This window comes from Pseudomonas sp. PSPC3-2, from assembly GCF_049897085.1.
Lineage (GTDB): Bacteria > Pseudomonadota > Gammaproteobacteria > Pseudomonadales > Pseudomonadaceae > Aquipseudomonas > Aquipseudomonas paraveronii.
Genome location: NZ_JAFCVO010000005.1, coordinates 248,942 through 272,156, shown reverse-complemented (window position 1 = coordinate 272,156; position 23,215 = coordinate 248,942). Strand labels below are relative to the sequence as shown.

Annotated in this window: 21 protein-coding genes and 1 pseudogene; 21 read left to right on the top strand and 1 reads right to left on the bottom strand. The window is 63.3% G+C overall.

Features of this window, described 5'->3' with window-relative positions:
• The first annotated feature begins 27 nt into the window (after positions 1-27).
• The 9 genes from cbiE (at position 28) to ACP7CJ_RS11300 (ending at position 8,033) form a co-directional block, all read left to right on the top strand.
• On the top strand, positions 28-1,233 hold the full coding sequence (gene cbiE, locus ACP7CJ_RS11340) for a precorrin-6y C5,15-methyltransferase (decarboxylating) subunit CbiE (protein ID WP_426100335.1): 1,206 nt from the start codon (positions 28-30) through the stop codon (positions 1,231-1,233).
• Positions 1,230-1,949, top strand: coding sequence for a cobalt-precorrin-6A reductase (locus tag ACP7CJ_RS11335; protein ID WP_426100337.1), 720 nt, complete (start codon positions 1,230-1,232; stop codon positions 1,947-1,949). Before cbiE ends, ACP7CJ_RS11335 begins: the two co-directional genes overlap by 4 nt.
• Before the next feature lie 373 nt (positions 1,950-2,322).
• Positions 2,323-2,625: a type II toxin-antitoxin system RelE/ParE family toxin gene (locus ACP7CJ_RS11330; protein ID WP_247407437.1), complete on the top strand. Its 303-nt coding sequence runs from the start codon at positions 2,323-2,325 to the stop codon at positions 2,623-2,625.
• A 3-nt stretch (positions 2,626-2,628) separates the two neighbouring features.
• Complete coding sequence (locus tag ACP7CJ_RS11325) at positions 2,629-2,919, top strand: addiction module antidote protein (protein ID WP_198718356.1); 291 nt, start codon at positions 2,629-2,631, stop codon at positions 2,917-2,919.
• A gap of 96 nt (positions 2,920-3,015) precedes the next feature.
• On the top strand, positions 3,016-3,411 hold the full coding sequence (locus tag ACP7CJ_RS11320; protein ID WP_247407434.1) for a DUF2946 domain-containing protein: 396 nt from the start codon (positions 3,016-3,018) through the stop codon (positions 3,409-3,411).
• Positions 3,412-3,458: 47 nt separating this feature from the next.
• Positions 3,459-3,941, top strand: coding sequence for a copper chaperone PCu(A)C (locus tag ACP7CJ_RS11315; protein ID WP_276196310.1), 483 nt, complete (start codon positions 3,459-3,461; stop codon positions 3,939-3,941).
• An 11-nt stretch (positions 3,942-3,952) separates the two neighbouring features.
• Complete coding sequence (locus ACP7CJ_RS11310) at positions 3,953-4,378, top strand: DUF2946 domain-containing protein (protein WP_426100339.1); 426 nt, start codon at positions 3,953-3,955, stop codon at positions 4,376-4,378.
• A 93-nt stretch (positions 4,379-4,471) separates the two neighbouring features.
• Positions 4,472-6,547: a TonB-dependent copper receptor gene (locus tag ACP7CJ_RS11305; RefSeq protein WP_426100341.1), complete on the top strand. Its 2,076-nt coding sequence runs from the start codon at positions 4,472-4,474 to the stop codon at positions 6,545-6,547.
• Between the two features lie 115 nt (positions 6,548-6,662).
• Complete coding sequence (locus tag ACP7CJ_RS11300) at positions 6,663-8,033, top strand: PepSY-associated TM helix domain-containing protein (protein WP_426100343.1); 1,371 nt, start codon at positions 6,663-6,665, stop codon at positions 8,031-8,033.
• A 62-nt stretch (positions 8,034-8,095) separates the two neighbouring features.
• Here the strand turns inward: ACP7CJ_RS11300 and ACP7CJ_RS11295 are convergent, their stop codons facing one another.
• Entirely contained in the window at positions 8,096-12,736 is a 4,641-nt protein-coding gene (locus ACP7CJ_RS11295) for a DUF4329 domain-containing protein (protein ID WP_426100345.1), read from the bottom strand.
• Between the two features lie 280 nt (positions 12,737-13,016).
• Between ACP7CJ_RS11295 and urtA the strand changes: the two genes are divergently transcribed.
• The 12 genes and pseudogenes from urtA to ureC all read left to right on the top strand — a co-directional run bounded on the left by urtA (position 13,017) and on the right by ureC (position 23,180).
• Positions 13,017-14,282, top strand: coding sequence for an urea ABC transporter substrate-binding protein (gene urtA, locus ACP7CJ_RS11290; protein ID WP_276196305.1), 1,266 nt, complete (start codon positions 13,017-13,019; stop codon positions 14,280-14,282).
• Between the two features lie 142 nt (positions 14,283-14,424).
• The gene (urtB, locus tag ACP7CJ_RS11285; protein WP_426100347.1) at positions 14,425-15,927 is read left to right on the top strand and encodes an urea ABC transporter permease subunit UrtB; all 1,503 of its coding nucleotides are present in this window, start codon (positions 14,425-14,427) and stop codon (positions 15,925-15,927) included.
• On the top strand, positions 15,927-17,006 hold the full coding sequence (urtC, locus tag ACP7CJ_RS11280; RefSeq protein ID WP_426100349.1) for an urea ABC transporter permease subunit UrtC: 1,080 nt from the start codon (positions 15,927-15,929) through the stop codon (positions 17,004-17,006). The genes urtB and urtC overlap by 1 nt, the downstream gene beginning before the upstream one ends.
• A complete protein-coding gene (urtD, locus tag ACP7CJ_RS11275; protein ID WP_247407980.1) occupies positions 17,003-17,851 on the top strand; it encodes an urea ABC transporter ATP-binding protein UrtD in 849 nt (282 codons plus the stop codon). The genes urtC and urtD overlap by 4 nt, the downstream gene beginning before the upstream one ends.
• A gap of 24 nt (positions 17,852-17,875) precedes the next feature.
• A pseudogene (locus ACP7CJ_RS11270) lies at positions 17,876-17,962 on the top strand (outer membrane lipoprotein carrier protein LolA); the annotation flags it as partial.
• A 22-nt stretch (positions 17,963-17,984) separates the two neighbouring features.
• Positions 17,985-18,683 carry an urea ABC transporter ATP-binding subunit UrtE gene (gene urtE, locus ACP7CJ_RS11265; RefSeq protein ID WP_426100351.1) on the top strand — a complete coding sequence of 233 codons (699 nt, stop codon included), beginning with the start codon at positions 17,985-17,987 and terminating at the stop codon, positions 18,681-18,683.
• Positions 18,684-18,713: 30 nt separating this feature from the next.
• A complete protein-coding gene (locus ACP7CJ_RS11260; protein WP_426100353.1) occupies positions 18,714-19,553 on the top strand; it encodes an urease accessory protein UreD in 840 nt (279 codons plus the stop codon).
• A gap of 147 nt (positions 19,554-19,700) precedes the next feature.
• Positions 19,701-20,003, top strand: a complete 303-nt coding sequence (locus tag ACP7CJ_RS11255; RefSeq protein ID WP_010213535.1) for an urease subunit gamma — start codon at positions 19,701-19,703, stop codon at positions 20,001-20,003.
• Between the two features lie 9 nt (positions 20,004-20,012).
• Positions 20,013-20,525, top strand: a complete 513-nt coding sequence (locus ACP7CJ_RS11250) for a GNAT family N-acetyltransferase (RefSeq protein ID WP_426100355.1) — start codon at positions 20,013-20,015, stop codon at positions 20,523-20,525.
• A 5-nt stretch (positions 20,526-20,530) separates the two neighbouring features.
• A complete protein-coding gene (locus ACP7CJ_RS11245) occupies positions 20,531-21,064 on the top strand; it encodes a GNAT family N-acetyltransferase (RefSeq protein WP_426100357.1) in 534 nt (177 codons plus the stop codon).
• Positions 21,061-21,366, top strand: coding sequence for an urease subunit beta (locus ACP7CJ_RS11240; protein ID WP_017849702.1), 306 nt, complete (start codon positions 21,061-21,063; stop codon positions 21,364-21,366). The genes ACP7CJ_RS11245 and ACP7CJ_RS11240 overlap by 4 nt, the downstream gene beginning before the upstream one ends.
• 113 nt (positions 21,367-21,479) lie before the next feature.
• Positions 21,480-23,180, top strand: a complete 1,701-nt coding sequence (ureC, locus tag ACP7CJ_RS11235; RefSeq protein WP_426100359.1) for an urease subunit alpha — start codon at positions 21,480-21,482, stop codon at positions 23,178-23,180.
• Positions 23,181-23,215 lie beyond the last annotated feature (35 nt).

Below are 23,215 nucleotides of genomic sequence, written 5' to 3'. Positions count from 1 at the left end.
CCGTCGGATGTCGTTCAAGGAATTCATATGTCGCCCTGGCTGACGGTAATAGGCATCGGTGAAGACGGCTTCAAAGGGCTGGGCAGAAACGCCCGGCATGCCTTGTTGCGCGCGTCGCGGATCATCGGAGGCCAACGCCAACTGGACCTGTTGCCGCTGTGTATTCGCGGCGAGCGCCAGGTATGGCCGAGCCCGTTTTCCCTGGAACCGGTGTTGGCGCGGCGCGGTGAACCGGTGTGCGTGCTGGCCAGCGGCGATCCGATGTTCTACGGCGTCGGCGCCAGCCTGGCGCGGCAGGTGCCGGCTGAAGAGTTGCTGGTTTTGCCGGCGCCCTCCTCCGTGTCGTTGGCGGCGGCGCGTCTGGGCTGGCCGCTGCAGGACGTGATGACGTTATCCGTGGTGGCCCGGCCCCTGGCGGCGCTGAATGCACATCTGGCCAGCGGCGTGCGTTTGCTGGTGTTGAGCAATGACGGGCAGAGCCCGGCGGCGATTGCGGCGCTGTTGGTTGAAGCCGGCTTTGGGCCGAGTCGTCTGAGCGTCTTTGAACATCTGGGCGGTGCGCATGAGCAGCGTCTCGATGGCGTGGCCCACGATTGGCCGCACGCCTCAGTCGCCGATCTGAACCTGGTCGCCATCGACTGCCTGGCCGACGCCAATACCCCGCGCCTGTCGCGCCTCGCCGGCCTGCCGGACGCGGCGTTCAAGCACGACGGTCAACTGACCAAACGCGACGTGCGCGCCATGACCCTGGCCCGCCTGGCGCCACTGCCCGGCGAACTGCTGTGGGACGTGGGCGCGGGCAGCGGCTCCATCGGCATCGAATGGATGCGTGCCCACCCGAGCTGCCGCGCCTTGGCGATTGAGGCCGATGCCGGCCGCCAAACGCTGATCGAACATAACCGCGACGCGCTCGGCGTGCCCGGCCTGCAACTGGTACGCGGCACCGCACCCGCAGCCCTGGGCGGCCTGGAAACGCCCGACGCGATCTTCATCGGCGGCGGCGTCACCCGCGACGGCGTGCTCGAGACCTGCTGGCAACACCTGCGCCCCGGCGGGCGCCTGGTCGCCAATGCCGTGACCCTGCAAAGCGAAATGACCCTGATGGCCTGGCGCGCCCAACACGGCGGCGAGCTGACCCGTATCCACGTGGCCCAGGCCCAGCCGCTCGGTGAATTCGACACCTGGCGCCAGGCGCTGCCGATCACCCTGCTGGACGTGATCAAGCCACTATGAAACGCATCCTGCTGCTGGGCGGCGTCACCGAAGCCCTCGCCATCGCCCGCACCCTGGGGCCGGAACATATCTACAGCCTGGCCGGAGTGGGCCGCGTGCCGACTGACCTCACGTGCCAAGTGCGGGTCGGTGGCTACGGCGGGTTTGAAGGCTTGGCGCAGTTCGTGCGCGACGAGCAGATCAGCCTGATCCTCGACGCCACCCATCCTTACGCGGCACAGATCAGCCACAACGCCGCCCAGGCGGCGCGGTTGTGCGGTGTTCCGTGCTGGGCCCTGCGCCGCCCGGCGTGGCAAGCGCAAGCGGGAGATGACTGGCGCGAAGTCGGTGACTGGGCCGAGCTGATCGACGCACTGAAACCGTTCAAGCGCCCGCTGTTCACGTTGGGCCGCGAGCCGTTGCAGCATCTTGATGAAATCCCGCAGGAGCAGTTCTGGACGCTACGCGCGCTGGAGGTGTATCCGGGCAATGAACGCTGCGAAGTGATCGGCGCGCGTGGGCCGTTTCTGATCGAAGACGAGCGCGCGTTGTTCGAACGACAACAGATCGATGTGCTGATCAGCAAGAACAGCGGCAGCACCGCCACCGAACCGAAGCTGGAAGTGGCGCGCGAGCGTGGGGTGCCGGTGTTGGTGTTGAGGCGGCCGGTGTTGGCTGCGGCAGATCGAGAATTCACAACCGTGGCTGCGGTGCTACAGGCAATCTGGTCTCGCTAAACGACACCTCGCCAATGTGGGGACTTGCTGTGGCGAGGGAACTTGCTCCCGTTCGACTGCGTAGCAGTCGCATGATCGCTGAGTTTGCAGCGATGTCCGCAGACTAGAGATCACGTTTGCGACCAGCAACCTCAAAAAGGTGTCGCACGTTTCTGTTTGTACGAACACCTAGCCAAAACACCCACTGTTTGGTTTACCCAGCAGAAAGACGATTCACCTTACGACCAACTCCGAACCAGCCGGCTGGTTCAGCTAAAAGCCCCCGCCCTAACCTCCCCTCTCGCGGTTTTGCACCAGCTTGCGCGATGGGGATGCACTGCTTTTGCAGCGCGTCGCAGCTTGCCATTCTGTATCCCAAGGAATACGATTTGCGATGATTGAGTTCGAAGAATCCATCGAGTTTGTCAAATGGCTCGAAGCAATGCGCGATCCGCTCGCAAAAGTACGCGTTGTGACGAGGCTGCGCATGGCGCAAGCAGGAAACTTCGGCGACTGTGAGGCTGTAGGTGAGGGTGTTTGCGAAATGCGAATCCACCAAGGCCCCGGGTATCGGGTCTACTTCACTCGCCGAGACAAGGTGGTTTATCTGCTGCTGATGGGCGGCGACAAATCAACACAAAGCCGAGACATCAAGCGTGCAATACACATGGCAAAAAATCTTGGCAGCCAGGAGTGACTTATGAGCGAATCTTTTACCCGTTTCGATGCGGCAAAATACCTTAAGACTCCTTTTGAGATGGCCGCCTATCTGGATGCTTGCTTTGAAGAAGATGCTGGCGACGGTCTGTTGATTCGCACAGCGCTGAACGATATCGCTCGCGCCCAAGGCATGACCCAAGTCGCTCGCGACGCTGGCCTAGGGAGAGAAAGTTTGTACAAAGCCCTCTCCAGCACTGGCAATCCCGAGTTCGCGACTATCATGAAAGTCATGAAAGCGTTGGGCCTCAAACTTCACGCCACAGCGGTCTGACACACTGCGACACCAAACCACACCGCCACTTTTTACTTATCCCCCCCGATCAGGCTAAATACCCACCTGATCGTTTAACCCTACGGATTGTCCGCCATGGCCCGTCAACGCTTTGCAATCGTCTGGATCGCCTGCTTTGCAGTGCTGTTCAACGCCTTTGCCATGCCGCTGGCCGGGGCGATGCAGCAGTCCAAGGACCCCGTGCAGCAACTGCTGTGGGGCAGCTTCTGTTCGTCCAATGGCGCCAGCCTGAAAACCATTGCCCTGGGCAAGTTGGACATCCCGGCACCGCAGCAGGACGATCACTCCGCCATGCAGCATTGCTGGTGTTGCTCGGGCTCGGCGCCGTTGGTGGCGTTGCCGGGGCATGTGCCGCTGTTGTATGTCACACGGTTCGAGGCGGTGCAGAGCCTGCCGCCGCCGTCATTGCAGTCGCCCACGCCGCGCCAGCAATGGCCGAGCCTTAACCCGCGTGCCTCTCCAACGGTCTGATGGTCTTCGCAAATCAACTGCGTTTAGAACCGTTCTGGAGAACTGCCATGCTCAAATCTTCCCTGCTTCTGGCCGCGTTGCTGCTGCCGGTGTTCAGTGCTGCCAATGCTGATGACTACAAGGCCGGCGACCTGCTGGTCAGCGATCCCTGGTCCCAGGAATTGCCACCCAATGCGCCGACCGTCGCGGCCTACTTTGTGGTTCACAATACCGGCGAAACCCCGGACCGCCTGCTCAGCGTCAAGACCCCGGTGGCAGACAAAGCCGAACTGCATGAGCATGTGATGCAAGGCGCCTTGATGAAGATGCAACAAGTGCCCAGCGTTGCCGTGCCGGCCAAGGGTGACTTGACCTTCGCGCCCATGGCGTATCACGTGATGTTGTTCGGTCTCAAAGACCGCAGCGTGCTGGCTGACGGCAAACACTTCCCACTGACCCTGACCTTCGAAAAGGCCGGGGACGTCGAGGTGCAAGTGTCCGTACAGAAAGTCCCGCAGATGCCCCCCCACGAGCATAAACACGCCGAGTAGGCCAACACTCGATGGGCGCCCCGCGCGCCAGGTTGTCCGTGCATCGCCGCCGGCCCATAAGCCTTAAGCGCGGCAGTTGGATCAGCCTGTTCGCCATGCTGATGATCTTTATCGGTCCGCTGATTTCCCAAGCGATGCCGATGAATCAGCACGCCGGTATGTCCATGAGCATGTCCATGGACATGCCCGAGTGCCACGGCGAACCGCAACAGCGTCCGACGCAAAAACAGGCCCCCGACGAACACCACGTCCTCTGGGAAAAGTGCGGCTATTGCAGCCTGCTCTTCAGTTGCCCGGCACTGCCTGGCAGCGTGTCCCACGTCACCCTCGGCGCCCCACCGCCGATCAACGCCCTCATCCCCTCACCGCGCCTGGGCCATGCCCGGCAGAGCATTTTCCCCGGCGCACGCAGCCGTGCCCCGCCCATCGCCGCGTAAGCACTCAATACCGTTACCTCACCCCGGCCGACTTTAGACAGACAGCCGCAGGCTGCTGGCCGTGTTGTTTACGATTGATCGATGGAATTTTTCATGTCCAGGTTTTCTGCTGACACCCGTTTGGGAAGCACCTCCGTGTTCGCCGTTTTGTGCGGCGCGCTCTTGATTCCACAGGCCCATGCCGATACCGATGAGCACGCCGAGCACGAACTGAGCCCCACCGTGATCACGGCGATCGCGCCCAGCTCGCCGCTGACGGTGGTCACCAACCCGAAAGACCCACGCCAGCCGGTGCCCGCCAGCGATGGCGGCGACTACCTCAAGACCATCCCCGGTTTCGCCCTGGTGCGCAACGGCGGCACCAATGGCGACCCGGTATTGCGCGGCATGTTCGGCTCACGCCTGAACATCCTCACCAACGGCAGCATGATGCTCGGCGCCTGCCCCGGCCGGATGGACGCGCCTACGTCGTACATTTCCCCGGAAACCTACGACAAACTCACCGTGATCAAAGGCCCGCAAACCGTGCTCTGGGGCCCGGGCGCATCGGCGGGCACCGTCCTGTTCGAGCGCGAGCCCGAGCACTTCGGCGAACTGGGCACGCGGCTCAACGCCAGCGTGCTGGCCGGCTCCAACGGGCGCTTCGACAAAGTCGTCGATGCCGCTGCCGGCGGGCCCCTGGGCTACGTGCGGGTGATCGGCAACCAAGCGCACTCCGACGACTACAAGGACGGCAATAACAACACGGTTGCCTCGCGTTACGACAAGTGGAACGGCGACGTCGCAGTCGGTTTCACTCCCGACGCCGACACCCTGCTCGAACTCAGCGCTGGCCGCGGCGATGGCGAGGCGCGCTACGCCGGGCGCGGTATGGACGGCTCACAGTTCCTGCGCGAAAGCCTGGGGCTGCGCTTCGAGAAGTCCAACATCGGCGAGGTGTTGGACAAGGTCGAAGCCCAGGTCTACTACAACTACGCCGACCACGTAATGGACAACTACAGCCTGCGCGTCCCGTCGGGCACCGGGATGATGGCCGGCCCCATGGCCTCCAACGTCGACCGCCGCACCCTCGGCGCGCGAATCAAGGCGACCTGGCGCTGGGCCGACCTGCAACTGATCGGCGGCCTGGATGCGCAGACCAACGAACACCGCCAGCGCAGCAGCATGGGCGTCGACACCTACAAGGAGTTGCCGCGCAACAAGGACGCCAATTTCCATAACTACGGCGTCTTCGGCGAACTGACCTGGTACGCCGCCGACCGCGACCGCCTGATCACCGGCGCCCGCCTGGACCGCGCCTCGGCCCGGGACTTCCGCCAGACCATCGGCTCAGGCATGTCGGCACGCGCCAACCCGACCGCCGATGACACCCGCGCCGACACCCTGCCCTCGGGCTTCATGCGTTATGAGCACGACCTGGCAGACACCCCGACCACGCTCTACGCCGGGCTGGGCCACGCCGAGCGCTTCCCGGATTACTGGGAACTGTTTTCCGCCAACACCGGCGCGGCCGGTTCGGTCAATGCGTTCGATGGCGTGAAGCCGGAGAAAACCACTCAGCTCGACTTCGGCGCGCAATACAAGACCGCTGACCTCGAAGCCTGGGCCTCGGGTTATATCGGCCAGGTGCGCGACTTCATCCTCTTCGACTACCAGGCCGGAATGATGGGCACCACGTCCCAGGCGCGTAACGTCGACGCACGGATCATGGGCGGCGAACTGGGCGCGGCGTACAAGCTGACCCAACACTGGAAGGCCGACGCCACCCTCGCCTATGCCTGGGGCAAGAACAGCAGCGACGGCAAGCCCCTGCCGCAAATGCCACCGCTGGATGCGCGCCTGGGCCTGACCTACAGCGAGGACGACTGGAGCGCCGGCGCCTTGTGGCGAGTGGTCGCCGCGCAAAACCGCATCGACCCGAACAAAGGCAACGTGGTCGGCAAGGACTACGACAAGAGCAGCGGCTTTGGCGTGTTCTCGCTGAACGCGGCGTACCGCATCAATAAAAACTTCAAGGTCAGCACCGGCGTCGACAACCTGTTCGGCAAAGCCTACGCCGAGCATTTGAACCTGGCCGGCAACGCCGGGTTCGGCTACCCGGCCAACGATCCGCAAGCCATCAATGAGCCGGGGCGCACGCTCTGGACCAAGGTCGACATGAGCTTCTAAAGCATCGGGGGCAAGCCCCCTCCCACACTTGAAATGCACTTCAAATGTGGGAGGGGCTTGCCCCCGATGGCGGTGTAACTGCCCCCAAAAAATCAAACCCTTGCGGAGCCCCCCGATGAGCACACAAAAAATCTCCTTCTACAACCTGGCCTGGCGTTGGCACTTCTACGCCGGGCTGTTTGTCGCCCCCTTCATGGTGCTGCTGGCGCTGACCGGCATCATCTACCTGTTCAAGCCCCAGCTCGACCCGCTGATGTACGGCGACCTGCTCACCGTCCCCGCCGCCGAACACGCGCTGAGCGCCGACGAGCAACTGCAGCGCGCCAAGGCCGCCTACCCCCGGGGCACGCTCAGCAAATACCTGCCACCGGCCGACGCCACCAGCAGCGCCCAGTTCGTCATGCACGACGGCGGCCGCGAAGTGACGGTGTTCGTCGACCCGTATCGCGGCACCGTGCTCGGCACGCAGGACGCGAAAAACAACCTGCAAGCCATCGCCCGCGCCCTGCACGGCGAGTTGATGATCGGCACCGTGGGTGATCGCCTGATCGAGCTCGCCGCCGGCTGGGGCGTGATGCTGGTGATCTCCGGCGTGTACTTGTGGTGGCCGCGCGGCAAGTCATCGTCCGGCATGTTGTGGCCGCGCTTCACTACCCGTGGCCGGGTGTTCTGGCGCGACCTGCACGTGGTCACCGGCTTCTGGGGCGCCGCGTTGTTGCTGGTGATGCTGCTCAGCGGCATGGCCTGGACCGGCTTCTGGGGCAAGCAATACGCCGAGCTGTGGAACCGCTTCCCGGCGGCGATGTGGAACGCCATACCGACCTCCGATCAACAGGCCCGCGTGCTCAACACCGCGACACAACAGACCGTGCCCTGGGCCCTGGAAAACACACCGATGCCGGTGTCCGGCGACCATGCCGAACACATGAACCACGGCGCGATGCATGCCGCCCCTGCCGCGCCCACCATCCGCCTGCAACAAGTGGTCGACCTGGCCACCGCACGCAAGGTCGAACCCGGCTACAGCATCACCCCGCCCACCACTGCCGAGGGCGTATTCACTGTCGCCGTATTCGCCAACGACCCGCGCAATGACGCGACCCTGCATGTGGACCAGTACACCGGCAAGGTCCTGGCCGATGTGCGCTGGGAACACTACAACGGCGTGGCGCGAGCGACCGAGACCGGCGTGATGTTGCACGAGGGCAAGATGTTCGGCTGGGTCAATCAACTGATTGTGCTGCTGATCTGCCTGATGATCCTGCTCAGCGCCGTCAGCGGCGTGGTGATCTGGTGGAAGCGGCGACCGGCGGGCGGCCTGGGTGTGCCGCCGTTGCGTCATGACCTGCCGAAGTGGAAAACCGCGATGGTGATCATGCTCGGGTTGGCGATCATCTTTCCGTTGGTGGGCGCGTCGTTGATCGTCGTATGGGCATTGGATCGCCTGCTGCTGTCGCGGCTGTTTGCGCAACCCTCGCGCGTTTGACGCCGACGCCGCCGTGGATCGGTCGATCCACGGCGGCCGGCTTCGGCAGCGCTGAACACCTGTCAGAGTTCGTCCTTGTCGCGACCGTACAGCACGGCCTGCGGGTCCGGCTCGGCGAGTACATCCTTGACCTGCCATTCCGCGCCCAGTGCCCCCGGACGCGTCCAGAAGGCATCGGTTTCCAGCACGGCCAGCATGCCGGCCTCGCGCAAGCCGCTGACCAGCACGCTGGGCAACGGTGATGCGTCGACACTCAGCAGTCGCGTCTCATCCTCCGTGAAACCCGGCACATACTTCAGGAGCGCACCGCCGCGACACGACAGGTAGACACTGTCGGCGACCGGACGGTTACTGCCGATGATGTCCAGGTACAGGCGCAGATCATCCTTGTCGACAAAGTTGTCCAGCAAGCGCTGATCCAGCGACGGCAGATTCAGACGCAAAGGGATGACTTTGTAAAACGCCTGCAGCGCTTTGATGGTGTAGAAGAACAGCGGGTGATCGGGCGTGACATCGAAGCCGAGATGGCCGAACCAGAACAGTTGTGAAATCGTGTCCGCCAGCCACGCACGGTGGTCCTCCACCGGCTCAAGCGCGACAAACCCCCGCCCCTTTGGCGGCGCCAGCACGGCGCCGAGGTATTCGCGGCCCTTGAAGCTGCCCAGCTGTTTTTCGGCCCAGCGTGCGGCGTCGTCGGCATGGTTGAACAGCGGCCCGCAAAATGACAGAAAGTGCGGGTTGTCCTGCACCGGCCAGGGCGCGGTGTTGGGCTGCCATTGCGCGGTAACGGCTTGTTCCTTGCCCCACACCACGCTTCTGACACGCACATACAACTCGCCCTGGGTCGCAAGCCCGCGCACGTAGTCGGCAACCGTCGCGGTGCCGGCCAGCAACTTAGGCTCGAGGGTTCTGGCCTCGGCGTTCAGCGCACTCAGCGATTGCCGCCCGTTCTTGGTGAATGAATACCTCAGCAGCGCGCCGTCGGCGCACAGCAGGTAGAGCGGCAGGGCACCGTTACCCGCCAGGCTGCTGACAAAATTGACGCCGTTGGCCAGGGCCTGGGGCGAGAAAAAGCTCAGCGCCATGGCATCGTTCGATGGCGCAATCGCCACGGTAGAGGCGCACAAATACAAGCCCTCCAGCGTATACCCCTGGGGCAACAAACCATCGACGAAGACCTGCTCGAAGCGCGTGTAGTCGCCGCGCACCAACGGTAACGTCGTCATATAGGCCTGCTTGCGCGCGTCCTTGAGTACATAACCGAACCGCAACTGCGCCTGCGGCGACGCCAACCGCTGTGCATAACGCACGGCGTCGTAAGCCTGGGTAAAGATCGGGCTGCATGGCGCATCGGCAAACACCTGCTTGATCGCCAGCGCCGCCTGGGAGACCACGTTCGGCACGAACGGCGCGCTCAACCGTCGCGGATAGCCCCACAGATGATTACCGTTGACCACCTGTAAATCGCCGGCCTTCGCCACCTGTGTGACGAAGTCGACCGGGGCCAGCGCGCCGCTGCGCAGTTGCCGTTCGATTTGATTGTCCGCGACATCCTCCCTGACCAGGTTCAAGGCCGCCAACGTCGGCTTGAGCGCCTCCTCCTCAGGGGACCCCGTCAGTTGGTAACTCAGGATCACACCCTCGGGGCCGAACAGGTATTCGCGCTTGATGTGGACTTTACGGCGCAGCAGGTCCGACAACACGCTGGTGGGCAACATGCTCTGGTAGACGGCTTTTTGGGTGGCCGACAACAGTATCTGCGTCTCCTGCCTGAGCACTGAGCGATACCGCGCGACGATGGTACTTCCCGGCGGATACAGCCCTTGCGTAATCGCCGACTCAGGGTAAATCCAGTTCAGTGCAAACCCCTGGGGCGGCACCACCAGCGGATCAGTCGCCACGAACAAGCCATCGGGCAGCCTGAGCAAGACGCCGCCATAGGTGCGGCGCCGGCCTTCACCGACAATGGCCGCGGCATAACGCGCCGCATCGTCCGGGTTGGCAAACGCCGGGCCAACGCGGCGTCGGGTCAGGTTTTCGTAGCCGGACCAGGTGCGCGGCACCCGCCCGTGTTTGTCCCAGCATTGGCTGGTGCGCACCACGTTGAGTTCCCCGCCGTTGGCCCACTCCCGGACAAATGTCTGCGTCGTCTTCTGACCGGAGGCCAACGCGGTACTGGCCGCTTCAAAGGCGCTTTCCACCGGCCCGCCGCTGCCCACGTTGAAGGGCAGCGGTACGAATCGCAACAAGGCCCCCTCTTGCGTCGAAAAATACACCGGCAGGTTTCTACCGCTGTTGTATTTCGCCCCTCTGCGCTTGCTCTCGTAAATCGCCTCGTACAACACCATCGGCATCACAAAATAGCGGGTCAGCCAAGCACTGGACGCCGACAGCCCGCTCGGCTGCCATTGCTGCGAGCGAAACAGCCCGCAGAGCACAAACCCATCAGGAAACCGATAGTCACTCGCTTGTGTCGGGGCAAACACACTGTTGAGATTGAACAACTTGGCCTGTTGATTGACGCCCACCACCTCGGTGGCCACGTAGTGCGCCGTTTCCTTGTGCTTGAGGATAAAACCAAAGTACGCCTGCTCGGGCAGGTTGCGCCCATGGACCCGCGCATGCAGATCACGGGCGGCTTCATCCGCCGTGCTGAACAGCGCGCCATAGGTGGCATAGTCGGGTGCGCCGAGCCTGGGCGCATAGTCGAAAGAGGGCGTCCAATCCTTATAGATCGGCGAACGCGGGCCCCATAACGGGTTGCCTTGGACCACCCGCAAATCAGCCGTCTCAGCTAACCTGGCGACCCACAGTGCGGGCTTGAAAAACCCGCTGTCCATGCGCTTTTGGGCCACGCTGCCACCCGGTTTCGGCGCGGTGGCCGTTAACAGCAGTGCCTCCTGCGCGGAGCCGCTCGGGGTGTACGCCAGCAAACAGTCCTCGGCCCCCGACAAGTACGCAGGGCGCCCTGACTGGATCACGTCGTGGAGTTCAGCCGCGTCAAAAATCTGCAGGTTGATAAGGGCGTCTTCGCGCGTCCAGTCGCGTTGCTTGACCCAGCCGGGGTCAACCATCGACAGCGCCGGGTGGGAGCCGAAACGGCCGTGAACGAAGTACGGCTCGGGCGGGATCAACGGGCCCGGTATATCCGCCGAAAAAAACAGCTTATGGGCGAACGGGTTGGGGTCGCTTGCCTGGGGCTGGGTGATGAAGAAACGGCCGTCCTTGTCCTTGAGTATGTAGCCGCCGTAGGCACGGTCGCGCCGTGAGCCGATCTGCTCGTGGGCATAGACGGCCGCGTCGTGCGCGCCAATAAAGGGCGGGCTTAATACCGCCTGATGGAAACCGTTCAACACCGCCGAGCGATTGTCCACCGCACCGACCGTGCGCCAGAGCAACCCAGCCTCGACCACTGACAACGCCGTCGCGGCAATCACCCGACGCACGTAGTCGCGCGGGCTGAGGGTGCCGGCCTTCAGCGCGGCCTGGGCACCATTGTCGTCGAGCAGGCCATCGCGGCCCTCTTTGACCAGCCCGCCGGCATCACTCGCCAGTGGCACCTTGAGTACAAGCAGTGCGTCATCCGAGGTTTGAATGTAAAGGCGCAAACCTCGGCTGCTGTTCTGTATGTCCTGGGTCGCTTCTGACTGCGTGATCGCCGCCACCAACTCCGCAGGCGTCGGGAATGTGGCGTACAACCAGGGCTCGTTTTCGGGGATATCCGTTGGCTCGGGTTTAGAGCGGTAGTAGAGGGCTTCCAGCCGAAAGTTGGAGGGCAGCTTCAGTTTGCCCGGGGCTCGCTCGGGGAACAGCCCTGCTGCGGCGAACAAGGGCGGGCGCGCCTCCTCTGGAAAAGTCGCCACATAGCGTTCGTCCGTCAGATGCTTGAGCACAACCCCGAAGGTGCGACGGTCGGGCGTCGTCGGGGCATGACGCTGCGCCGCACTCACCGCCGCTTCAGCGCTGCCGAGGAGCGCGGTAAACAAGGGCTGGCGGGTCACGGCGTTAGACGTGAACGGCTCGAACACCACCCAGTCCGCCGGCACCGTGCCGATGGAGCCGCCCCACAATGCAGTGGGTACGATCAGGCTCAATTCGCCCAGAGTGGAGAGCTTCTTCACGAACTCGCTGAACGGGCCATACACCCCCACCGCGTTGCCGGCCGGCTTGCCGGCGCCGATCCACAGCGCGAAACTTCGCTCCCTTGGCGAGCCACTGGGCGCATAGCGAATCAGCGAGCCGTCCGGCCCGGACAGATACGCCGCCGGGAAAAACTGCCGCTCATTGACGTCGTAAAAGAAGTCGGCCGACGAAAAAAAATTCACGAACGCTTTGACCATGCGCTCATCCATCGAGGGGTCGTCCCGGGCCACTTGCGCATGGATCGCCGGGTGTGAATGGTAGCTGGCCACACAGGTGTAGCCCTTGGGTTGCTGATAAAAACCGTCGGCACCGACCGCCAGGACCTTGAGCAAGTCGAACTCCTGTTTTTCCCCAGGCACAGGCTCGGTCGCCAGATACTTGCCCGTCGCCCCGCGCACAATCACTCCGCCGTACTCACGGTCTCTTTTTGCACCGATCCGGGTGTGCGCCCAGTAAGCGGCATCCTCTTCCTTTAAAAATTCCGGGCTCAGCATTGGCAGGCTCGTAGCGCCCCTGCGTGAACCGGCGGCACGTTCTTCCCGCGATAATCTGATAGCCATAAACACTCCCTGCAGAACACCTGAATCGATGTTGTCAGGGGGCATTCTTGTCACGCCGAGCCCGGCTCAAGCGGTAGCTAATTAACCAACGCCCAAAACAGCCCCTTTAGGGTGCGCGAGCGTGCACGGCGCGCCCGTAACGGCGCCGAACTGGTGCACCGATGCCCCTCAACGCATGTGCATCGCTGCACGCGCCCCCGCGAATACGCACCTCGGCACAGCCTTTGCAAAAGCCTGTGCAACGCCCTCATAACAACATCGAGTTCACGGAGATCGCACCATGAAGCGTCGCAGCTTGATCAAGGCTTTCACACTCACAGCATCGATTGCCGCCATGGGCATGACCTGGACCGTGCAGGCCGCCGAGACCATCAAGGTCGGCATCCTGCATTCGTTGTCCGGCACCATGGCCATCTCCGAAACCTCGCTCAAAGACATGGCGCTGATGACCATCGACGAGATCAACGCCAAGGGCGGTGTGAACGGCAAGATGCTGGAGCCTGTGGTAGTGGACCCGGCGTCGAACTGGCCGCTGTTCGCCGAAAAAGGCCGGCAGTTGCTGACCCAGGACAAGGTCGCCGTGGTATTCGGCTGCTGGACCTCGGTGTCGCGCAAATCGGTGTTGCCGGTGTTCGAAGAGCTCAACGGCCTGCTGTTCTACCCGGTGCAATACGAAGGCGAAGAGATGTCGCCGAACGTGTTCTATACCGGTGCGGCGCCGAACCAGCAGGCGATCCCGGCGGTGGAATACCTGATGAGCGAAGAAGGCGGCAGCGCCAAGCGTTTCTTCCTGCTGGGCACCGACTACGTGTACCCGCGCACCACCAACAAGATCCTGCGCTCGTTCCTGCATTCCAAGGGCGTTGCGGATAAAGACATCGAAGAGGTCTACACCCCGTTCGGCCACGCCGATTACCAGACCATCGTCGCCAACATCAAGAAGTTCTCCGCCGGCGGCAAGACGGCGGTGATCTCCACCGTCAATGGCGACTCCAACGTGCCGTTCTACAAGGAACTGGCCAACCAGGGCCTGAAGGCCACCGACGTGCCGGTGGTGGCCTTCTCGGTGGGCGAAGAAGAACTGCGCGGCATCGACACCAAGCCGCTGGTGGGCAACCTCGCTGCCTGGAACTACTTCCAGTCAGTGGAGAACCCGGTGAACACCAAGTTCGTCGCCGACTGGAAAGCCTACGCCAAGAAACACAACCTGCCGGGCGCGGACAAAGCCGTGACCAACGACCCGATGGAAGCCACCTACGTGGGCATTCATATGTGGGCACAGGCGGCGGAGCAGGCCAAGTCCACCGACGTCGACAAAGTGCGTGAAGCCCTCGCCGGCCAGACCTTCGCCGCGCCGTCGGGCTTCACCCTGACCATGGACAAGACCAACCACCACCTGCACAAGCCGGTGATGATCGGTGAGATCCAGGCCGACGGGCAGTTCTCGGTGGTCTGGCAGACCCAGGAACCGATCCGCGCACAGCCATGGAGCCCGTACATCCCCGGCAACGACAAGAAACCTGATTACGCCGTGAAAAGTAACTAAGCCCCGCCACGGACCCATGTGGGAGGGGGCTTGCTCCCGATAGCGGTGGATCAGTCAGCACATGCATTGCCTGACACATCGCTATCGGGGGCAAGCCCCCTCCCACATAAAGCCGACCCGTGCATGCTCAGGACATTTTGTTATGCCCACTGCCCTCTACCGTTTCATCCTCGCCGCCCTGCTGTTGCTGCCTTTCGGCGCACACGCCGGTGACGCCGAAGATTTCCTTGCCGCCAACCCGACGCAACAAGCCAAACTGCTGCAGGACTGGGCCGCCCAGCCAGACCCGGCGCGCATCGAATTGGTGGACGCCCTGCAACAAGGCCAACTCACGGTCAATGGCGAAACCAAGACCGTGCGCCTGAACAACCGCCTGCGCGGTCTGATCGACAACGTACAGGCCAGCCAGCAACTGCTCGCCGCCGACCCCAAGGTGCGCCTCGCGGCCGCGCAAACCCTGCAAAAAACCGCGCAACCGGCGCAGCTTAAATTCCTCGACCAGCGCGTCGCCGCCGAAACCGTCGAAGACGTCCACACCTCCCTCAGCCTGGCCCTGGCCAACCTGCAATTGGTAGACGCCGACCCGGCGGTGCGCCTCGCCGCCGTGCGCTTGCTCGGCAGCACCGGCGACCCGCTGGCCCGCACCCGCCTCGAAACCCTGCTCGCCCCCGGCGTGGAAACCGACGCTGCGGTGCATACCGCCGCCGAGACCAGCCTGGCCCAGGTCAAACGCAAATTGATGCTGGGCGAGATCCTCGGCCAGGCCTTCAGCGGCATGTCCCTCGGTTCGATCCTGCTGCTCGCGGCCTTGGGCCTGGCGATCACGTTCGGCCTGCTGGGCGTGATCAACATGGCCCACGGTGAGATGCTGATGCTCGGCGCCTACTCCACCTATGTGGTGCAGTTGCTGATGCAGCGCTACGTGCCGCACGCCATCGAGTTCTACCCGCTGATCGCGCTGCCGGTGGCGTTTTTCGTCACCGCCGCCATCGGCATGGCTCTGGAGCGCACGGTGATTCGTCACCTGTACGGCCGCCCCCTGGAAACCCTGCTCGCCACCTGGGGCATCAGCCTGATGCTGATCCAACTGGTGCGCCTGGTGTTCGGCGCGCAGAACGTCGAAGTGGCCAACCCCGCCTGGCTGTCCGGCGGCATTCAAGTGCTGCCCAACCTGGTGCTGCCGTACAACCGCATCGTGATCATCGCCTTCGCCTTGTGCGTGGTGGTGCTGACCTGGCTGCTGCTGAACAAGACGCGCCTGGGCCTCAACGTGCGCGCCGTCACCCAGAACCGCAACATGGCCGCCTGCTGCGGCGTACCCACCGGGCGCGTGGACATGCTCGCGTTTGGCCTGGGCTCCGGCATCGCCGGGTTGGGCGGCGTGGCGCTGAGCCAGATCGGCAACGTCGGCCCAGACCTGGGCCAGAGCTACATCATCGATTCCTTCCTGGTCGTCGTGCTCGGCGGTGTCGGCCAATTGGCCGGTAGCGTGATGGCCGCGTTCGGCCTGGGGATCGCCAACAAGATCCTCGAACCGCAGATCGGCGCCGTGCTCGGCAAGATCCTGATCCTTGCGCTGATCATTCTGTTTATCCAGAAACGCCCGCAAGGCCTCTTCGCACTCAAAGGACGGGTGATCGACTGATGAACCAGCCATTGATGCTCACGGCCACACAAAAGGCCGGCCCCAAGCTGACGATTGCCGTCGGCGCCGTGATCCTGATCCTGCTGCTGGCCCTGCCGCTGTGTTCGCTGTTGTCGCCGGACAATCCGCTGCACGTCTCGGCCTACACGCTGACGCTGGTAGGCAAAATCCTCTGCTACGCCATCGTGGCCCTCGCGCTCGACCTGGTGTGGGGTTACGCCGGGATGTTGTCCCTCGGCCACGGCTTGTTCTTCGCCCTCGGCGGTTATGCCATGGGCATGTACCTGATGCGCCAGGCCTCCGGCGATGAGTTGCCGGCGTTCATGACCTTCTTGTCGTGGACCGAATTGCCCTGGTACTGGGTCGGTACCGAGCACTTCCTCTGGGCCTTGTGCTTGGTGGTGTTGGCGCCGGGGTTGCTGGCGTTGGTGTTCGGCTTCTTCGCCTTTCGCTCGCGGATCAAGGGCGTGTACTTCTCGATCATGACCCAAGCCCTGACCTTCGCCGGGATGCTGTTGTTCTTTCGCAACGAGACCGGGTTCGGTGGTAATAACGGCTTTACCAATTTCCGCAGCATCCTCGGCTTCGGCATTACCGAACCGGGCACGCGCGCGGCGTTGTTTGTGGCCACCGTGCTGTTGCTGGTGAGCAGCCTGTACATCGGCTGGCGCCTGGCCCGCAGCAAGTTCGGCCGGGTACTGACCGCCTTGCGCGACGCCGAGAACCGCCTGATGTTCTGCGGCTACGACCCGCGTGGCTTTAAGCTGTTCGTGTGGGTGTTGAGCGCGGTGCTGTGCGGCCTGGCGGGGGCGTTGTACGTGCCGCAGGTGGGCATCATCAACCCCAGCGAAATGTCGCCGACCAATTCCATCGAAGCCGCCGTGTGGGTGGCCTTGGGTGGGCGCGGCACCTTGATCGGGCCGCTGCTCGGTGCCGGGGTGGTGAACGGCATGAAGAGCTGGTTCACCGTGGCGTTCCCGGAGTATTGGCTGTTCTTCCTGGGGGCGCTGTTCATCATCGTCACCCTGTATTTGCCCAAGGGCGTGATCGGGCTGTTGAAGAAACGGGGTGAACAATGAGAGTCACGGCGACCGCAGAATTTATGCTCGAACCTATTCTCGACGCCGGCAGCGGCCGCGATGCGATCGGCATCGGCCAGGCCGCCGGCACGGGCCTCAACACGCGCCACGGCACGATCCTGACCCTGGAAGACATCAGCGTCAGCTTCGACGGCTTCAAGGCACTCAACGCCTTGAACCTGTACATCAGCGTCGGCGAATTGCGCTGCATCATCGGCCCCAACGGCGCGGGCAAAACCACGCTGATGGACGTGATCACCGGCAAGACCCGGCCCAGCCACGGCAACGCCTGGTTCGGCGAAACACTCGACCTGACCGCGATGAGCGAAGTGCAGATCGCCCAGGCCGGCATCGGCCGCAAGTTCCAGAAACCCACGGTGTTCGAAGCCTTGAGCGTGTTCGAAAACCTGGAGCTCGCGCAGAAGACCGACAAGTCGGTGTGGGCCAGCCTGCGCGCACGCCTGAGCGGCGAGCAGAAAGACCGCATCGATGAAGTGCTCGACACCATCCGCCTCACCGCCTCGGTGCAGCGCCCGGCCGGCCTGCTGTCCCACGGCCAGAAGCAGTTCCTGGAAATCGGCATGCTGCTGATGCAAGACCCGCAACTGTTGCTGCTCGACGAACCGGTGGCGGGCATGACCGACGCCGAAACCGAATTCACCGCCGAACTGTTCAAGCGCCTGGCGGGCAAGCACTCGCTGATGGTGGTGGAACACGACATGGGCTTTGTCGGCTCGATTGCCGACCATGTGACCGTGTTGCACCAGGGCAGCGTGCTGGCCGAAGGGTCGCTGGAACAGGTGCAGGAAAACGAGCGCGTGATCGAGGTGTACCTCGGGCGCTGAGTTCGCTTTTCTGTAGGAGCGAGCTTGCTCGTGAAAATCGTTAACGATAACGCGGGCAGCCTGAATGCACGCGGCGCCCTCAGGTTTTTCGCGAGCAAGCTCGCTCCTACAGGGAATTGAGGAGATTTTGGATATGTTGCAAGTCGACAAGCTGCACCAATACTACGGCGGTAGCCACATCCTGCGTGGGCTGTCCTTTGACGTGAAGATCGGCGAAGTCACCTGCCTGCTCGGCCGTAACGGCGTGGGCAAGACCACCCTGCTCAAGTGCCTGATGGGCCTACTGCCCGCCAAAGAGGGCACGGTGAACTGGGAAGGCAAGGCCATCACCGGCTTCAAGCCGCACCAGCGCGTACACGCCGGGATCGCCTACGTGCCCCAGGGGCGCGAGATTTTCGGACGGCTGACGGTGGAAGAAAACCTGCTGATGGGCCTGTCGCGCTTCCCCGGCGCCGAAGCCAGGGAAGTCCCGGCGTTTATCTACGAACTGTTCCCGGTGCTGCTGCAAATGAAGCACCGCCGTGGCGGTGACTTATCCGGTGGCCAGCAACAGCAGTTGGCGATTGGCCGCGCCCTGGCGAGCCGCCCGCGCCTGTTGATTCTCGACGAGCCAACCGAAGGCATCCAGCCGTCGGTGATCAAGGAGATCGCGGCGGTGATCAAGAAACTCGCGGCCCGTGGCGACATGGCGATTCTGTTGGTGGAGCAGTTCTACGACTTTGCCGCCGAACTGGCCGACCAGTACCTGGTGATGTCGCGCGGTGAAATCGTCCAGCAAGGCCGTGGAGAAAATATGGAAAGCGACGGTGTGCGCGGTCTCGTAACCATCTAATCTGTAGCCTCCTAACGACAAGCACACGCCATGAACCTGCCCGTTTCCCCTGCCCTGTTCACCCCCAGCTGGCACGCCGAGCTGGAACTCGGCTACGCGCGTTTCGGCGACACCACGCGCCCGGTGATGCGTCGCCACCTCGGCCCGCTGCGCGTGCAAAAACACCTGTACGCCGAAGGCCCCGAGGTGTGCCAGCACATCATCGTGCATCCGCCCGGCGGGATTGCCGGCGGCGACCGCCTGGACATCCGCGCCCACGTCGCCGAGGGCGCTTGGGCGCAATTGACCAGCCCTGGCGCGGCCAAGTGGTACCGCGCCAGCGGCCCGGCGTTTCAGCAACTCGAGCTGAGCGTCGAGGCCGGCGCCACCCTGGAATGGCTGCCCCAGGAAACCATCGTGTTCAGCGCCGCCCAGGCCGAACTCAGCACACGCATCGCGCTGCACGGCGATGCGCGGCTGTTCTACTGGGACGTAGTCGCCCTGGGCCGCCCGGCCAGCGGCGAGCGCTTCGACCTCGGGCACTTTCAAGCGCACCTGGACATCCGCCGCGACGGCCAGTTGCTCTGGCACGAACGCCAGCGCATTGTGGGCGACGATGGCTTGCTCGACTCGCCGATCGGCCTGGACGGGCAACCGGTCTTCGCCACCTTGTTGCTGACCGGCGATATCGAGCCTGAGTTACTCGAACACTGCCGCTCGCTGCCCCACGCGGTGCGCGGCGACCTGACCCAACTGCCCGGCCTGCTGGTCGCCCGCTGCCTGGCGAGCGAAGCGCTGCTGGCGCGGGGCTGGTTGATTGATTTATGGAAATTGTTACGCCCGGCAGTACTGGGCCGTGAAGCCGTAGCACCCCGAATCTGGAGCACATGAAGATCAAAATGTGGGAGGGGGCTTGCCCCCGATAGGGGAGTGTCAGGCAATGCATCTGTCACTGACCCACCACCATCGGGGGCAAGCCCCCTCCCACACTTGATCTCCATTGTATTTAAGAATGCATTTTATGAAGGACCTTGAACCATGGACCTGACCCCACGGGAAAAAGACAAACTGCTGATCTTCACCGCAGGCTTAGTCGCCGAACGGCGCCTGGCGCGCGGTGTGAAGCTCAACTACCCGGAAACCATCGCCTACATCTCCGCGGCGCTGATGGAAGGCGCCCGCGACGGCCGCACCGTGGCCGACCTGATGCACTTCGGCACCACCCTGCTCAGCCGCGAACAGGTGATGGAAGGCATCCCGGAAATGATCCCGGATATCCAGGTGGAAGCCACCTTTCCCGATGGCACCAAACTGGTGACCGTCCACCAACCCATCGCGTGAGGCCCCGCCATGATTCGTGATGCAACCGAGCACGACCTGCCCGCGATCCGCGACATCTACAACGACGCGGTGCTGAACACCACGGCGATCTGGAATGAGCAACTGGTGGACCTGGCCAACCGCCAGGCCTGGTTCAGCGCGCGCCAGGCGCAGCGCTACCCGATCCTGGTCGCGGTGGAAAACCACGAAGTGACGGGCTACGCCTCGTTCGGCGATTGGCGCCCCTTCGAAGGCTATCGCTACAGCGTCGAGCACTCGGTGTACGTGCGCAACGATCAGCGCGGCAAAGGCCTCGGCCCACGCCTGATGCAAACCCTGATCGAACGCGCCCGCGCCGGCGGCAAACACGTGATGGTCGCGGCCATTGAAAGCGGCAACCAGGCCTCGCTCCGCCTGCATGAGCGCCTGGGTTTCAGCACCACCGGGCAGATGCCGCAAGTGGGCATCAAGTTCGGCCGCTGGCTCGACCTGACCTTTATGCAACTGACCTTGAATCCGGGCGCCGAACCGCCCCAGGAGTGAGATCGATGAACGCCGCGCAACTGCGTCGAGTCAATGCTGAAAGTTTTGCCCACTATCGCCAGGGCTTGATCGAGCTGTTGCTGGATGCGGTCAGGCACGGCGCGTCGATCGGCTTCATGGCCGACTTCGATGAGGCCCAGGCCCGCGCGTATTTGCACGGCGTGCAAGCGAGCATCGAAGACGCCAGCCTGTTGCTGTGGGTGGTGGTGCGCGACGAGCGCGTGATCGCCAGCGTACAACTGGCGCTGTGCCAGAAAGCCAACGGTTTGAACCGCGCCGAAGTGCAAAAACTGCTGGTACACAGCAGCGCCCGTCGCCACGGCCTGGGCCACCAATTGATGCAAGCCCTGGAACTCGCCGCGCGCCAACACAAGCGCGGCCTGCTGTACCTGGACACCGAAGCCGGCTCCGAGGCCGAAGCCTTCTATCAGGCGCTGCGCTACACCAAGGTCGGTGAACTGCCCGATTACTGCCAAAGCCCGGAAGGGCGCTACAGCCCGACCGCTATCTACTACAAGACCCTGGGGCAACCTGCATGATTCCTGGTGAATTTCAGATCCAGCCTGGTGACATCGAACTCAACGTCGGCCGCCGCACCGTCAGCCTGAGCGTGGCCAACAGCGGCGACCGGCCGATCCAGGTGGGCTCGCACTATCATTTTTTCGAAACCAATGACGCGCTGACCTTCGACCGTGCGCTGAGCCGGGGCATGCGCCTGAATATTCCAGCGGGCACGGCGGTGCGGTTTGAGCCGGGGCAGAGTCGCGAGGTCGAGTTGGTCGATTTCGGCGGTGGGCGGCGGGTGTTTGGGTTTGCCGGGCGGATTATGGGCGACCTTTAGCGCCTCATCGGGGGCAAGCCCCCTCCCACAGTTGGAATGCATTCCCATGTGGGAGGGGGCTTGCCCCCGATAGCTGACTCACATTCAACATAAATTTTCCAGGGCAACCACACATGAAAATCAGCCGCCAAGCCTACGCCGACATGTACGGCCCCACCGTCGGAGACAAGGTCCGCCTGGCCGACACCGAGCTGTTTGTCGAAGTGGAACAAGACTTCACCGTCTATGGCGAAGAAGTGAAATTCGGCGGCGGCAAGGTCATCCGCGATGGCCAGGGCCAGAGCCAGTTGCTCGCCCATGAAGTGGTCGACACGTTGATCACCAACGCGCTGATCATCGATCACTGGGGCATCGTCAAGGCCGACGTCGGCCTCAAGAACGGCCGCATCCACGCCATCGGCAAAGCCGGCAACCCGGACATCCAGCCCGGCGTGACCATGGCCATCGGCGCCAGCACCGAAGTGATCGCCGGTGAAGGCATGATCCTCACCGCCGGCGGTATCGACTCCCACGTGCATTTCATCTGCCCGCAGCAGATCGAAGAGGCGCTGACCAGCGGCGTCACCACCATGATCGGCGGCGGCACCGGCCCGGCCACCGGCACTAACGCGACGACCTGCACCTCCGGCCCGTGGCACCTGGCGCGCATGCTGCAGGCCAGCGACTCGTTCCCGATGAACATCGGTTTCACCGGCAAGGGCAACGCCAGTTTGCCCGAGCCGTTGATCGAGCAGGTCAAGGCCGGCGCCATCGGTTTGAAGCTGCACGAAGACTGGGGCACCACACCCGCGAGCATCGATAACTGCCTGAACGTCGCCGACCAATACGACGTGCAGGTGGCGATCCACAGCGACACCCTCAACGAGTCCGGCTTCGTCGAAACAACGCTGGCCGCGCTCAAGGGCCGCACTATCCACACCTATCACACCGAAGGCGCCGGCGGCGGCCACGCGCCGGACATCATCAAGGCCTGCGGTTTCCCCAACGTGCTGCCCAGCTCAACCAACCCGACGCGGCCATTCACGCGCAACACCATCGACGAACACCTCGACATGCTGATGGTCTGCCATCACCTCGACCCGAGCATCGCCGAAGACGTGGCCTTCGCCGAAAGCCGCATCCGCCGCGAAACCATCGCCGCCGAAGACATCCTGCACGACCTCGGCGCGTTCTCGATGATCAGCTCCGACAGCCAGGCCATGGGCCGCGTCGGCGAAGTGATCACGCGTACCTGGCAAACCGCCGACAAGATGAAAAAACAGCGCGGCGCCCTGCCCGGCGACGGCCCCGGCAACGATAACTTCCGCGCCAAGCGCTACATCGCCAAGTACACCATCAACCCGGCGATCACCCACGGCATCAGCCATATCGTCGGCTCCATCGAAGTCGGCAAATGGGCTGATCTGGTGCTGTGGCGCCCGGCATTCTTCGGCATCAAGCCGACCCTGATCCTCAAGGGCGGCGCGATTGCCTCAAGCCTGATGGGCGACGCCAACGCCTCGATTCCCACGCCGCAGCCGGTCCACTACCGGCCGATGTTCGCCAGCTTCGGCAGCGCCCTGCACGCCACCAGCCTGACCTTTATCAGCCAGGCCGCCGAGGATGCCGGCTTACCGCAAGCCTTGGGTTTGAAGAAGCAGATCGCGGTGGTCAAGGGCTGTCGCAACGTGCAGAAAACCGACCTGATCCACAACGACTACCTGCCGCACATCGACGTGGACCCACAGACGTATCAGGTCAAGGCCGACGGCGTGTTGCTGTGGTGCGAACCGGCGGACGTGCTGCCGATGGCGCAGCGGTATTTCTTGTTTTAGCGCCGCTGATTCAACCCTGAAAACCGAGGTGTTCA